This is a genomic window from Ornithinimicrobium sp. INDO-MA30-4, assembly GCF_021535045.1.
In the GTDB taxonomy this organism is placed as follows: Bacteria; Actinomycetota; Actinomycetes; order Actinomycetales; family Dermatophilaceae; genus Ornithinicoccus.
This window is the reverse complement of sequence record NZ_CP091057.1, coordinates 77,867-90,752: the sequence shown is the minus strand read 5'-3', so window position 1 is coordinate 90,752 and position 12,886 is coordinate 77,867. Positions and strand designations below refer to the sequence as shown.

Annotated in this window: 17 protein-coding genes; 14 read left to right on the top strand and 3 right to left on the bottom strand. The window is 61.5% G+C overall.

From position 1 onward, the window contains the following. Window positions 1-3: 3 nt before the first annotated feature. The 12 genes from L0A91_RS16855 (at window position 4) to L0A91_RS16800 (ending at window position 8,808) form a co-directional block, all read left to right on the top strand. On the top strand, window positions 4-210 hold the full coding sequence (locus tag L0A91_RS16855) for a hypothetical protein (RefSeq protein ID WP_235246759.1): 207 nt from the start codon (window positions 4-6) through the stop codon (window positions 208-210). Then, window positions 210-1,523, top strand: coding sequence for a hypothetical protein (locus L0A91_RS16850; RefSeq protein ID WP_235246758.1), 1,314 nt, complete (start codon window positions 210-212; stop codon window positions 1,521-1,523). The genes L0A91_RS16855 and L0A91_RS16850 overlap by 1 nt, the downstream gene beginning before the upstream one ends. A gap of 8 nt (window positions 1,524-1,531) precedes the next feature. Next, window positions 1,532-2,287: an SCO6880 family protein gene (locus tag L0A91_RS16845; protein WP_235246757.1), complete on the top strand. Its 756-nt coding sequence runs from the start codon at window positions 1,532-1,534 to the stop codon at window positions 2,285-2,287. Then, complete coding sequence (locus tag L0A91_RS16840; protein ID WP_235246756.1) at window positions 2,284-2,625, top strand: hypothetical protein; 342 nt, start codon at window positions 2,284-2,286, stop codon at window positions 2,623-2,625. The genes L0A91_RS16845 and L0A91_RS16840 overlap by 4 nt, the downstream gene beginning before the upstream one ends. After that, window positions 2,562-3,011: an SCO6880 family protein gene (locus L0A91_RS16835; protein WP_311198200.1), complete on the top strand. Its 450-nt coding sequence runs from the start codon at window positions 2,562-2,564 to the stop codon at window positions 3,009-3,011. Before L0A91_RS16840 ends, L0A91_RS16835 begins: the two co-directional genes overlap by 64 nt. A gap of 209 nt (window positions 3,012-3,220) precedes the next feature. After that, complete coding sequence (locus L0A91_RS16830; RefSeq protein ID WP_311198191.1) at window positions 3,221-4,516, top strand: ATP-binding protein; 1,296 nt, start codon at window positions 3,221-3,223, stop codon at window positions 4,514-4,516. A gap of 38 nt (window positions 4,517-4,554) precedes the next feature. Next, window positions 4,555-5,112 carry a M23 family metallopeptidase gene (locus L0A91_RS16825; protein ID WP_235246754.1) on the top strand — a complete coding sequence of 186 codons (558 nt, stop codon included), beginning with the start codon at window positions 4,555-4,557 and terminating at the stop codon, window positions 5,110-5,112. Then, window positions 5,088-5,618, top strand: coding sequence for a lytic transglycosylase domain-containing protein (locus L0A91_RS16820; RefSeq protein WP_235246752.1), 531 nt, complete (start codon window positions 5,088-5,090; stop codon window positions 5,616-5,618). The genes L0A91_RS16825 and L0A91_RS16820 overlap by 25 nt, the downstream gene beginning before the upstream one ends. Then, a complete protein-coding gene (locus L0A91_RS16815) occupies window positions 5,543-6,112 on the top strand; it encodes a C40 family peptidase (RefSeq protein ID WP_235246750.1) in 570 nt (189 codons plus the stop codon). Before L0A91_RS16820 ends, L0A91_RS16815 begins: the two co-directional genes overlap by 76 nt. 151 nt (window positions 6,113-6,263) lie before the next feature. Then, window positions 6,264-6,710, top strand: a complete 447-nt coding sequence (locus L0A91_RS16810) for a hypothetical protein (RefSeq protein WP_235246748.1) — start codon at window positions 6,264-6,266, stop codon at window positions 6,708-6,710. Between the two features lie 5 nt (window positions 6,711-6,715). Further along, window positions 6,716-8,164: a type IV secretory system conjugative DNA transfer family protein gene (locus tag L0A91_RS16805; RefSeq protein ID WP_235246747.1), complete on the top strand. Its 1,449-nt coding sequence runs from the start codon at window positions 6,716-6,718 to the stop codon at window positions 8,162-8,164. A gap of 257 nt (window positions 8,165-8,421) precedes the next feature. Beyond that, window positions 8,422-8,808: a hypothetical protein gene (locus L0A91_RS16800; RefSeq protein ID WP_235246746.1), complete on the top strand. Its 387-nt coding sequence runs from the start codon at window positions 8,422-8,424 to the stop codon at window positions 8,806-8,808. A gap of 447 nt (window positions 8,809-9,255) precedes the next feature. Here the strand turns inward: L0A91_RS16800 and L0A91_RS16795 are convergent, their stop codons facing one another. The 3 genes from L0A91_RS16795 to L0A91_RS16785 all read right to left on the bottom strand — a co-directional run bounded on the left by L0A91_RS16795 (window position 9,256) and on the right by L0A91_RS16785 (window position 11,137). Then, a complete protein-coding gene (locus L0A91_RS16795) occupies window positions 9,256-9,663 on the bottom strand; it encodes a hypothetical protein (RefSeq protein ID WP_235246745.1) in 408 nt (135 codons plus the stop codon). 80 nt (window positions 9,664-9,743) lie between these two features. Next, window positions 9,744-10,121 (bottom strand): very short patch repair endonuclease, encoded by a 378-nt coding sequence (locus L0A91_RS16790; protein WP_235246744.1) that lies wholly within the window; start codon window positions 10,119-10,121, stop codon window positions 9,744-9,746. Further along, window positions 10,052-11,137 (bottom strand): DNA cytosine methyltransferase, encoded by a 1,086-nt coding sequence (locus tag L0A91_RS16785; RefSeq protein ID WP_260115344.1) that lies wholly within the window; start codon window positions 11,135-11,137, stop codon window positions 10,052-10,054. The genes L0A91_RS16790 and L0A91_RS16785 overlap by 70 nt, the downstream gene beginning before the upstream one ends. Window positions 11,138-11,507: 370 nt before the next feature. Between L0A91_RS16785 and L0A91_RS16780 the strand changes: the two genes are divergently transcribed. Together L0A91_RS16780 and L0A91_RS16775 are read left to right on the top strand one after the other, a co-directional pair. Beyond that, window positions 11,508-11,891, top strand: a complete 384-nt coding sequence (locus tag L0A91_RS16780; RefSeq protein ID WP_235246740.1) for an ATP-binding protein — start codon at window positions 11,508-11,510, stop codon at window positions 11,889-11,891. A 44-nt stretch (window positions 11,892-11,935) separates the two neighbouring features. Beyond that, window positions 11,936-12,886 carry a hypothetical protein gene (locus tag L0A91_RS16775; protein WP_235246738.1) on the top strand — a complete coding sequence of 317 codons (951 nt, stop codon included), beginning with the start codon at window positions 11,936-11,938 and terminating at the stop codon, window positions 12,884-12,886.

Below are 12,886 nucleotides of genomic sequence, written 5' to 3'. Positions count from 1 at the left end.
TTCATGAACCCCTTCGACCTCCTCGCCTCGGGCGCAGGAAAGATCGTCGCCGACGGGTGGACGGCCGTCATGCTCACCTTCTGGGAAGTGGGGCTGTGGTTCCTGGAGTGGGCCTTCAAGATCATCGAGTGGTTGACGGCCCCCGACATCACCGCTGATGGCCCAGCCCGTCAACTTTACAGTTACACCTTTGGTTGGCGCTGGCGCTGATGGTGCTTCTTGCCACGGTTCAGATGGGTGTCGCTGCGTGGCGCCGGGACGGAGAGTCGCTAGCTCAACTACTGGTGGGAACCGGACAGTTCATCCTGATCTTTGTGGGGTGGCTGGCCTACGCCGCAGCCGTTCTGGTGGCTGCAGACGGTCTCACTGATTCGCTCATGGAATCTTTGATGGATCTTGACTCCTGGGGTGCGTTCCAGCCGTGGGGTGACCTCACAGTCGAGGACGTGACTGATGCAGTCTTGGCCACGGTCCTGGGCGTCCTTGGTGGGTTCGTGATCTTGGCCGCTGGTGGCCACCTGCTTGTCATGTTGGTCCGCTCCGCTGCCCTCCTCGTCTTAGTGGCCACCGCACCGATCGCGGCAGCGGGCTTTACTGTGTCGTGGGGCAAGTCCTGGTTCTGGAAGTCTTTCCGGTGGTTCCACGCCGCGGCCTTCACCCCCGTGATGATCATCTTGGTGATGGGCATGGGTATCCAACTCACCGGCGGGGAGGTCCTCGGCGAGGCAGACTCACTAAGCACAACAGTTGGCACCGCCCTCACCTCAGTGCTGCTCATGTTGGTCGGGATGTTCTCCCCGTTGGTTCTGTTCCGCCTGCTGGCTTTCGTGGAACCGGGCACGAGTTCGGGTGCGGCCATGCGTGCCGGGTACACCAGCGCCGGTGGACTACAGGGAATCTTGTCAGGCAGCAAAACCTCGGAGACGTCTTCGGCGGCTTCCCAAACGGACTCATCGGGGCGTTCCCAGTCCGAGGTGTCATCGGAGGCTCAGACCAACGAAAAGACCGCTCAAACATCGCAGTCGTTGCTTGGCGCGGCTGGTGCCGCACTGGGCCCTGCGGGGGCAGTTGCGGGCGCAGCGGCCGGGGCCATGATCGGCGCCGTCGTCAAGGTCGGCACCCAAGGCGCGGTTATCGGCGCTGACATCACTAACCAAATGGGTGTGGGCAGCGCCAACTACGTCCCGGACTACAGCTACCGCGGGGGAGGACGAACCCCTGGCAACCGGCCAGAGAGTCGAGATAGCGATGGCAACCCCATCGGAGACGAAGGTTCCCCACCGCATGATCCTCCCAACGATGGCGGCAGCGACGTGCCTACGCGACCACCCATGATGCCGCCGAACTCTAATGCCCCTACCGCCAGTAATAGCCCGGGGCCGTCCCCGCTGATGCCGCAGGTGCAGGCGCGGGCGCTGGTGCGGGCGCTGGTGCGGGCGCTGGTGCGGGCGCTGGTGCGGGCGCTGGTGCGGGCGCTGCGGCTTCGGCACCGATCGTCCCGGTCTAACACTTCAAGAAGGTAGTGATTGAGATGACTGTGTATTCGGACTACTCCAAGGCCCGCGTGGGCTGGGTTCTTGGCCTCACGGGTTGGCAAGCAGGGTTTTGGGGTGAGTTTCCTGCCGATCCCCTTAGCCCTTTCAGCGACTCGTTACGCGGCGACTGGGTTGTTCCTGTTGCTTTGGCTTGTGGCTGTCTTCGTCACGGTGACGCCGATCAAGGGCGCTCCACCGTGAACTGGTTGCTGAGCTCGGTGTCGTTTGCCTTCGGTGGCCTCGCTGGCTGGACGAAGTTTCGGTCAAAAGCATCCCTGGGGCAATCTGTTGGCGAAGGTGAAGCCGACCTGCCTGGCCCCCTGCAGGGCATTCAGATTCATGATGGCCCACCGGATGGGCGCACGTTTAAGCGCCTCGCGGTCATCCAGAACCACACGGACCGGACCTGGGCCATCTCCGCGTTGGTGCAACACCCAGGGTTGGGCTTGTGCGAGGCGGATACTCGCCAACGGTATGGCGCCGGTTTGAGTGACCTCCTTGACGGTGCTCAACGATCCAAAATTGTTGATGAAGTCATCCTGCTTGTTCGCACCATCCCCGAAGACGGGGTGGAGCGTGAACAGTGGAAGAACAAGCACCGCAGCGCCAACGGCCCGTTAGTGTCTCGGCAGATCAATGACGAACTCCAAGAGGCGCTGACCCGTAACTCTGTGCGCACCGTGAGTTACGTGACTGTCGTTGTCTCGGAGTCCCGTTTGGCCAAGGCCGCAAAGGAAGCCGGGGAGGGTTGAGCGGGCGCGCCCAGATTTTGTACGCGGCCTCCAGCGAAATGGAAGCACTGATGTTGGGGTCCATGGGGATGAGTTCAGTGAACTGGCTGACCAGCCCCGAGCTCGCGTTGGCGTGCCGGACAGGTTTCGCACCAGGTGACCGTGCCGGCATCGTCGAGGCGCTTGGCCTTAAAGCGGGCGATGAGCACATTAACGCTGACGTGCCATGGTCCATGGCGGGCCCTCGGGCGCTGATCCCACGCCGCGGCACTACAGCCACGATGCGTGGAACTCGATCAGCAGCACCATCAAACTCCCGACTCGGGGCGCGGCGATGGGAGCCCTGCAACCTGTTCTGACCACCCAGAAACCAGGAGAGCGGCGCAGTTTCATGGTGGCCTTCCCTGTCATGTCCGCCTCTAAAGCTGACCGGCAAAGCACGAACAGTGGGTGGGCTGCCGATATTCGCTCGGACCTGCGAGTGAAGTTAAAGATCAAACAGAAAACCGCACAAGCCGATGAGGAACGCAAAGCTCGCGATCTCGAAGGCAAAGTGAGTCGGGGCTCTGCCCTGATCGAACCGTATGCCGTCGTCACGGTCACGGTGCCCAAGACCTACCGGGTGGCAGCTGCAGGTCGAGATCTAGACACCTCTGTGCGGCGTGCAGGATTCGCACCGCTGCGTCTCGACCTCTCAGGATCTTGGGTTCACCGCTTCCACCGTGCCTTTGGGTCTGGGCCTTAACCACCGGGGAATCTGATGCTGACGAAAAGCCCACACCTGGCCGCGACGTTTCCCGGCTCTTGACGGACTTCGGTCACGAACTACCCCGGACCGCCCCACCCACTAAGGCGGCGCGCGAGGCGAGACTTTTCAAAGTTGTAGGACGCCGTGGGCGCAGACAAGCCGGCTCGGGGTGGGCACCGGCCAACGCGCCAGTCTCCGCCTGGCGGATGACGAGTGATCAAGCGCCAGCGCTCTGGCCATTCATCAGCACCCCAGGACTGCCCCCAACCGGCGCACAAATGGGGATCGACCAGCTCTCAGGATCAGCGTTTCACTGTGACCCGTTCGGGTGGACCCTGCGCGATGACGTGCCGCTGACCAACCCCAACATCTTCTCTTTCGGCAAACCAGGCACGGGGAAATCGGCAACAACGAAGGCGTTCTGCCTACGAATGATGGACTTCGGGTACCGCACGCTCATCCTGGGTGACCCGAAAGACGAATACGAAGCACTGGTCAATTACCTGGGCGAGGTGCCCATCACCCTGGGGCCAGGGCTCCAAGCACGCGTCAATCCTCTGACGCTGGGCCCGATGGCCCACGGCTGGGAGAACCTCACCCGAGAAGAAGCGCGAACCAGGGCCACCATTGTTTTCTCCCGCTGGCTGACGTTGATTCGAGGCCTCGTCGGTTCCCAGAAGATCGGGCAGGCTCGCGTACCGTTCGGGCCCACTGACGAGGTCGCTGTGAAGACAGTCCTGGCCCAACTCACCGGTTACTCGGCGGGTGCCACAAAGATCGTGGAGACCACCATCCCAGCAGTGTGGAACGCCCTCAACAACCCCACCCCAGAACTGGTCAGGGACTGCCGATACCCGAGCGAACGAGACTTCCTTGACGGGTCAAGGACGCTGCGTGATTCCCTCAGCCAACTGGTCACAGGGACATTGGCCGGCCTGTTCGATGACCACACCAACATCGGTATTGACTGGAGTGCGCCGATCCAATCGTTGAGTCTGTCGCGCCTGGAACCGTTGGGGGATGAAGCGGTCGGTATTGCGCTGATGTGCCTGAACTCGTGGGGGCGTGGGATGCGTGAGGTCTCCTCCGCAAAAGACATGTGGATCTCGGTGAGAGACGAAGCGTGGCGGCAACTGCGTCTTGGCCCCGAAGCGGTGAAGTCCTTCGACGCCGACCTGCGCGTATCGCGGGGAGTCGGTGGCCAGTCAGGTGACATCCAGTTTGCGGTAGCCCACAAACCGTCGGACCTTCTCTCGGCCGGTGATACCGGTTCACAAGCACAAGCGATCGCGAAAGACTTGCTGCACCTGTGCGATATCAAGATTCTGCACGGTCAGAAGCCCGCAGTGGCCAACGAACTCGACATGCTCCTGGGGTTGGGTCAAATGTCGCGGGACATCATCACCGGTTGGGCACCCCAGGGCAAAGGGCGAGCCTTGTGGCAGGTAGGAGAGCAGAACTACAAAGTACAAACGGTGCTGCACCCCTTGAACGGGCACTGACGTACACCAATGACGGCATCGCCGCCGGGGGATAGGCCATGGGCAAAACACTGCTTGTGGTCGGCCTTGTCTTAGGCATCATCTTTTCGCCGATCATCGCCGCCATCACGCTCTTGGTTGTGATTGCCACCCCCGCCGTGGATCAAGAGCTAAGCACGATTGAGTGTTTCAGCGCAGTTCCCGCTACCGGGCAGTGGCGTCCACCCTTCGCTCAGGCCTACACACAAACCTCCACGTTCGGGATGAGATTTCACCCCATCCATCAAGTCACCACACTGCACGCCGGTGTCGACCTCACCGCCAAGCCCGCAGCGGGGGAGGTAGTCGCCCCCAGTAGCGGCACCGTCACCAATGTCTTTTGGAGCGACAGTGGCGGCAACATCGTTGAGATAGACCACGGCAACCAGGTCAAGAGCCGCTTCTTACACCTCAGTAGGACAACCGTGTCCAAGGGCGACGCCATCCTTGCGGGTGAACCCCTCGGGATAGAAGGAACCACGGGGAACAGCACAGGCATCCACCTACATTTCGAAATTCATGTCAATGGTGAGGTCGTCGACCCGGGGTGTTTATGGCCGAGCGGGGCGCACCACTGAACGGTGATCCCGTCGCCGCGGTCCCCGTCGACCCAGCAGACCTGCCTGATGATGTTGCTGAAGGTGGTGTCGGATTCGACCTGCCGTTCCCCGGTGTGCCGGTCAAGGCTTCGCTGAACAACCCAGCACAACCGATCCCCACGCATATAGAAGACCTCTACAAAGCTGCCGCGGCCGAATACAACCTGCCATGGACACTCCTCGCTGGCGTGGGCATGGAAGAAACCAACCACGACCGGCTCACCGCCACGAGCACTGCCGGCGCACAAGGAGCGATGCAGTTCATGCCAGCCACCTTTGCCCAGGTCGGCGTCGACGGTGATGGAGATGGCCGAAATGACATCAACAATACCGCCGACAGCATCTACTCCGCCGCGAACTACCTCGTCACGTCAGGCGCGACAAAGGGCCACAAGGCGTTCGCGACGCCTTGTTCGCCTACAACCACGCTGACTGGTACGTCAACGACGTCCTCACCTACGCCGAGAAATACGGCGGCGGCATAGTCCTCGCTGACCCAACAGACTGCGGACCAGGCAACGGCATTGGCAACCCCGACCTGCCACCTATCAGCGATGAACGTGTGGTGACCATGCTGAACTTTGCCGCTAGCCAAGAAGGCAAGCCCTACGTGCTGGGAGCCAACGGGCCAAACCAATGGGACTGCTCAAGTCTCACCCGCGCAGCGTTAGCCAAAGTTGGAGTCACGGCACCACGAACCGCCGCGGCGCAACGCGACTGGCTAGCCCTCGGAAACGGCTACCAAGTGAGCCAAGCCGAAGCCAAACCGGGTGACCTCGTGTTCTACGACTCCTACCTTGGTCCCAACACCGTCGGGCACGTCGCAATGATCTGGGACCCAGCCACCAAAACCACCATCGAGGCGTTCAACGCAGACAACGGCGTTGGGTACTTCAGTTACGAAGGAGTCATGGACAACAACATCTTCGAAATCTGGCGAGTCGGATCCGTCTCAGACCAACCAACTGCGACCAAGTAGCGACTCAGCCCACAGCCACGTTGTTGACCAGTCGCCAAGGATCGTTACTTCTGGGTTGCAGTGGGCCCTGGCAGTAGTGATCGCACAAAGAAGGCTCGTGGATCCTCGCAGGGGTGACCCTGGGAGCGGTTAGTCCAGGCTTGTGGAGGTTATGCAGCGAGAACGCCGAAATAACCCGTACCCATGGACGTGGGAAATCCCGGTCTTCATTTTCTTTGTGATGGGGATCGTGGCAGTTATCGCCCTTCACGTGGGTCGGTCTCTGGCGAACTTCTTTGCTGGTGGAGGGTGGCGTTTTCCGCAGTCTTCAGAGTGGTTCTCGAGCATTCCTGGTGTGCTCATGGGGGACGCCGCCGCGGGGTTACCTGGGGTTGAAGTGGTGGCGCAGTCGCAACCTCTGCTGGTGTGGATAGCGGTCAGTGAGGTGTTCCTCTTCGTGGCTCTCATGACCGCTGGGCTGGTCGGGTGGCTGCGGTGGGGCGCGCCGGCCACCAAGGGCATGGCCACCAGGGCGGAGGCCGAAAAGATGCTGGGTTTGCGGCGCATTAAGAAGGTGCGCGCTGTGGTGCGGCCAGACCTCTACCCCGGGAAGCGGTGAACACGATGGCAAAGCTTGATCCACGACAGGTTGGGTGGCAGTTGGGCCGTGCCCAAGAGCCCCACGGAGGGGACTTGTGGATTCCATGGGACCGCACAGCGGGCGTGATTGGGCCTCAGGGCTCAGGTAAGACATTGGACCTCCTCACGCCGGCACTCTTAGGGGCACCTGGCGCGGCTTTGGTGACGCTCACCAAGCCTCAAGACCTCCTGTTGACCTTCACATCCAGGTCTGAGGGAGACCGCCCCTGTTTCGTGTTGGACCCCTTCGGTCTGGTGCCGGGTCTGCCGCAGATGGTGTGGGACCCCATCGACGGGTGCGTGGACCCCCTCGTTGCTGAACGCAGAGCCAAAGCCTTCACCGCAGGGACAGTGAAAGGCGCCATGGCTGAAGGGTCAGGAGACCAGGCAGCCAGGTTCTATGCCGGGGAAGCCGCCAAAGTCATCCAGTCCTACTTCCACGCCGCAGCTTTGACGGGCCGAACCCTCGAAGACGTCCTGCAGTGGGTCGCGAATCCGCTGAACGCGGCCGAGCCCTCCGACATTTTGCGGGAACACCCCGGTGCGGCACCGTTCTGGTCGGGACTGCTCCAAGGCGCGTTGCATGGCGATGACCGAACAGCGGGCAACACCACCACGACCGTGCAGCAGGCAATGAGTCTGTTTTTCCAGGAGCCCATTCGCAAGCGGTGCATCCCTCAACCTGGCCAGCCTGCGACCAACATCGCAGATGTCATCGCACGCGGCGGCACTATCTACCTGCTGGGTCGCGAAGACCCGTATGCGTCCGCGTCACCCTTGATGACTGCCCTAGCGGAGCACATTCTTGACACCGCGCTGAGTGCCGCGCAGCGGTCCCCATGGGGCCGGTTATGTCCACCATTTCTCTCGTGCCTGGATGAGTTGCCGTCCACGGCACCCCTACCGACGCTACGTACCCGGATGGCCAACGAGCGGGCCATGGGCTTGTCCTTCATCTGGGCTGCGCAAACCCGCGCCCAGCTGGACTCGATCTTTGGCCAACAAGAAGCCCGGGCCGTGCTTGGCCTGACAAACAACCTCGTCATTTTCGGTGGGTCAAAGGACGTCCAGTTCAACAACGAAATCTCTGACGGGCTCGGCAAAGTGCGGGTTCGCCGGACAACCTGGAACTCGGGGCAACGCTCAGGCAGTTCGCACTCAGCCGAAGACATTGCGGTGATGACCGGCTCGGAGATCCGGCAACTCAAAGAAAAGCACGCGCTGGTCATCTCCGAAAACAGCAAACCCATCATCACCAAGCTGCGCCGGTGCATTGACGGCAAGGCCGGTAGACGCCTCAAGGCAGACGAAGCCGACCTGCGACAGCGACTCGACGCTGAGCAACCGATGAAAGTCACAATCGAAGCACGGACCACCGCAGCCCTTGCTGAAGCCCACCGACTCAACCTGCAAGGCGGAGGGTCTATTCAGTGACACAAGAACCCACCTACCGCGCGAACACCAGACCACCCGTACCCCTAGCTTTGCCCTTCCCACCCCGGGGCACCTCTTGGCCAATCAGTACCGAGAACTAGAAATGGCATCCAGCGGGGACGAAGCAGTCCTCGAAGCTCTCGGAGATCTCGGTTCTCTACCGCGCCCGTGGGAACCCGGCACCGTTCAATCACCTACCCTGCGGAAAGACCTCTTCGTCTGGCTCGACCACGTCGTGACCTGGTTCAACAGCGAGTATGTGGGAATCAACCACTGTGATCCCCGCCTGCTGGCCCCTACATCCCCATCTGGTCCACGAGATCGCTGTCCTAGCCGACCAGCGACGCAAAGCAGGAGAAGCCTTCACCAGCGACCTCTTCGAAGAATGGCACCGATACTCCGTCCCCTACTTCGTAGATCGAATGAAGGCGCGGATGCGTGGTCTGTGCGACGAGAAACACCAACCCTGGCCGGGTAAAGGCCGATACGCCCGGCACATCGACTGGGCCGAAAAACGCCAGGAATCCTTCGCTCTCGACATTGAATCAATGCATGGCCCCGAGACCACAACGCCTGCAGCACCGCGGCTCACACTGGTCGACGGGAATCTCGTGGACGAAGACTCCGGTGAGATCTATGAATAGACGGAAGGATGTGGTGTGCGGGTGTCCGATTGGGGATCCCGCTTGGGTGACCCCCAGTGCTGTCCGCGACGTCCTTCCGACTGGTCATTCAAGCGGTCAACGCAACAGAAGCGGGTCTAGACCCTAGATGCCGTTACCCAGGGTGGTCGAGCGTTAGTAACACATCTGTGCGGCGGGTGTACCCCAGAAGCACATGAGGAGAGGTCCGCATTGACTCAAGATGCAGTTGGGGGAGCATCACAGGGCCATTTTCGCGGGCGGGGTATGGGGATTCTGGCGAAGAGTAATTTTGTCGCGTTAGGTGACTCCCATCCACTCAATGTGCGCCCTTGGGAACTCATGGATCTGGCCTGGCCCTCGGGGTCGCGTTGGCGATCCGGCGTCCCGGTCGCGGATTTGAGCTGCTCGAGCCACCACTGCGCGAATGCGTTCTTGGCATTGAGCAACTCAGGTGGACCGGTAGCTGGCCATGTCGTCGCGGTCGATGCTTCGACGCGTACATAGGAGGGTTTCCGAGGATCCAGAAGGCGGGGGATCTGGTGCCACCTTCAAGGAGTCCGCTTCGCGCACCCAGGCCTGCGCCAGTCGGGTCGCGGTGGCCCTGTCGACCCCACCGGACAGCAAAGTCTCGGTCACGTTGCTTCGTGCGGCTTCGACCGATTCGGGATCAATGTCGAATCCAGAGATCGCGGTTTCGGTTGCTGCGATGTCGACGCCGTGGGCTCTCGCGCACCGCAGGAGGCGGTCGACCACCGGCACCAAGAACGCACCCTGGCCCACTGCCGGCTCTATCACCGTGCGCGAGGTCAGGTCGTTGGCTGGGTCGTACCCCGCGAGGTCGAGGATGAATTCCACGACCCAACGCTTCGTGAAAACGGCCCCGAGGTTCGCTCGGGCAGGCTCCGCACGGGCGAGGTGAGTCGTCGCGCTGTAAATCACGGCACTGCCCGCTCGGTGGTGGTTGCCTTCAGCCCTGCGCGACGAGCCAGGATCGCGTTGCGGATACGTTCGCTCGCCTCTTTTGGGTCTTCGTGCTCCCAGACCACGATGACGTCCCAGCCCAGTTCGGTCAGTCTTTGGACGGTGTGTTGGTCGCGTGCGACATTGCGGTCCAGTTTGTCGGCCCACCGGTCGGCGTTGGCTTTGGGTTTGGTCCCGTGTGTTGCGCACCGGTGCCAGAAGCATCCGCGGATGTCGACCGCGACCTTTTCGGTCATGAAGGCAATGTCGATCCTTTGACGCATTAGGGGATCGGGCCGGACTTGCAACCGGAAGCGCAGGCCGCTGCGGTGCAGCAGTCGGCGGATAGCCACTTCTGGTTTGGTGTCTTTTGTCGTTGCGTCTGCATGCGTCGCTTCGAAGCGTCGCTGCTGGCCCACGAAGCGGCCTCCAGGGTGGTCGCGTGTTTCGTTGGTGCTGCTCGAGGTCGCGGCGGAATTGCGCCGGTAGGTCGCGGCAGCACTCGTCGACGCGGGACAAGAACCCTGTGGTGGCCCGGTGCGACAATCCGGTTGGGGTCTTGACGATGTCTTCGAGTGCGGTCATCGGTGCCTGCTGTGGCCATTGCGAGGCTGTCGATGCGTACGCGCCAACCGCTGATCCCCACCCGGCTGGGCCACCGCCGGTCCCGACGGATCACGACGTCGCTGGCCGGCGGCGCGATCGATACCAGCGAGTCTGAATGGGCCAAGCGTTCGCCCAACCACTGGCCGACGCCGACCGTGACGGCGTTGCCGACCAGTTTCCAGCGTAAGTCTCGTTCACCTTCGACTACGGCGGGCGCGGTCCACCCCGGGGCAGTCCTGGAGAGCTTCGCCGTCTTCGATTCCCGGCAAGACCATGCGTCGCCCGAGTTCACGGGCTGGGAACCAGACGGCAGGCGCAGAGGGCAACCCCAAGGTTGATCCCCCTTCAGCGTGGGGATGGCACCAGCGACCAACCCGAGTCCGTTGCGTCCTTCGGTCCAATAAAAACCCCGAGGCTGATCAGGATGCGGATCTTCTGCCCTCGGTCCCGCATCTTGACCGAGCAGGACCGTCGATGGGTCGTGGTCGCGGGAAGCGAGGATGATGACTCTTGGGCGGCGTTGCGGGACACCGGTGAAGCGTGAGTCGACCGTACGGTAGGCCCATCGGTATCCGAGGTCGTCGAGTTGTTCGATGACGTGGCGCATCCCGGCCCCGGCGTGCAGGGCGAGCAGGTTGGGTACGTTCTCGAGCAGCACCCACTGGGGCTCGGTCTCGCGCACGATCCGGAAGACGTGCTCGACCAGACCGGATTTCTCGCCGAAGATCCCAGCCTTCCCCCTGCGTGCGACAGGTCTGTGCACGGGAAGCCTGCTGCGAGAACCTCGTACTCAAGGGCCGGAGGTAGGCCTCAATGTCGGTGGCGATCTCAACATCGGGGTAATGGGCAGCAAGGACCCGTCGCGCCGGTTCCCAGGACTCGCACATGTCCACGACCACATGTCCCGCCAATTCCAGCCCGGAGTCGAGCCCCGCGATCCCACTAAAGACCGACACAACACGCAAAGTTGCGACAGACTGGGCACGGCGTTCGGACATGTGAGCGACAGTACTCGAGATCGACCGCAGTATCGCCCTAGAGTGGGTCGGGTGTGGATGTAGTGGTCACCACGACCAAGACTTGGCAGACAATACCTGGTTAGCCAGCGTTCTAAATTCAAGGAAGAAGGCGACATGGGCACTCGATTGTTCACCGTCGATGCCCGCCTTCTGCGTGAACTCGGCGAGCGGCTGGTGGGACGTCCTCACATAGCTTTGGCTGAACTGATCAAGAACTCCTACGACGCCGACGCCCGACATGTCGAGCTGACCTTCGAGGGGGACCGGATCGCGATAGCCGACGACGGACACGGGATGACCGAGAACGACTTCACCGAGCGGTGGATGAGAATAGGGACAACGATAAAGAACGACCAGAAACTCAGCCCCGCCCTCTTGCGTCCGTTGACGGGATCCAAAGGGGTCGGCCGGTTAGCCGTGCAACTTCTTGCAGAGCGCCTCGACCTCCACACCGTAGGACTCTTACCCCCCCTTCTCTGGCGAATGAAACACCACTAACTCTCGCCCCAGAGGTCGTCGCCGGGATCTCTTGGCCCGAAGCCTTGAAGCACAAAGAACTGACCCAAGTTGACGTCGAAGTCGACGTCAAGACACCACAGTCGGAGTTTGCGGCAGGTTCGACTCACGGGACCCTCATCGAGTTGACCCATCTCACGAACCCATGGACAGCCGAGTCATTCGAGTTGTTGGCAAGAGAAATCTGGGCTTTACAACCTCCGTTCGCGACTCCCACCGACGACAAAGACCGCTTCACGATCACTTTGAAAACCCCGTTCCCGTCCGTCCAGGCATCTTTCGACGACCAGATGGAAGCGCTTATGGACATCGCTTCCGCCAAGATCGTCGGCAGGCTCCTCCCGCTCGGGGAGGCCGTCCCCAGCGGTTCCCAGACGTTCGGGCTGCCAGAGCGTGAACCGCCTTCGGATGAGGACGGCAAACTGCAATCCGGCCAGATTGAGCCGTCTGAGGATCAGCCGAACGAAGCTCCCCTCCCGCAAGATAAGAGTGCCGTGACGCGTATTCTCGTCATCGATGTTGCCCTTTCTGGGGCTGCCAGAGAGAAGTTCGTCGTAGACATTCCGGATTGCCAAATCACGGCATTCGATTTCGAGATCCGCGTCTTCGACCTGCGACATCGTCAACCACGCGGGATTAAAGTCAACGTAGCGCGCAGATACCTCAGTCACTTTGGGGGTATCCACATCTACGACAACGGTTTTCGTATGCCCTACTACGGCCCGGAACAAGACTGGCTGCGCCTGGAACTCGATCACGCACGGCGTCTGTCACGAAGCGAATTGCTGCCCGAAGAACTACAGGTTCGCAATGCGATGCAGGACCTGCCGTCGAACAAACGCGTGTTCGGCGCGGTCAATATCTCTACTTCTGTCGAACAGGCAGCGGCCGATGGAGCGGAAGGCAACCCGGTGACGCCCTTTCTATCCAGATCACGCGAGACCGCCTTCGGGACAGCCTCGCGCTGGACCAACTGA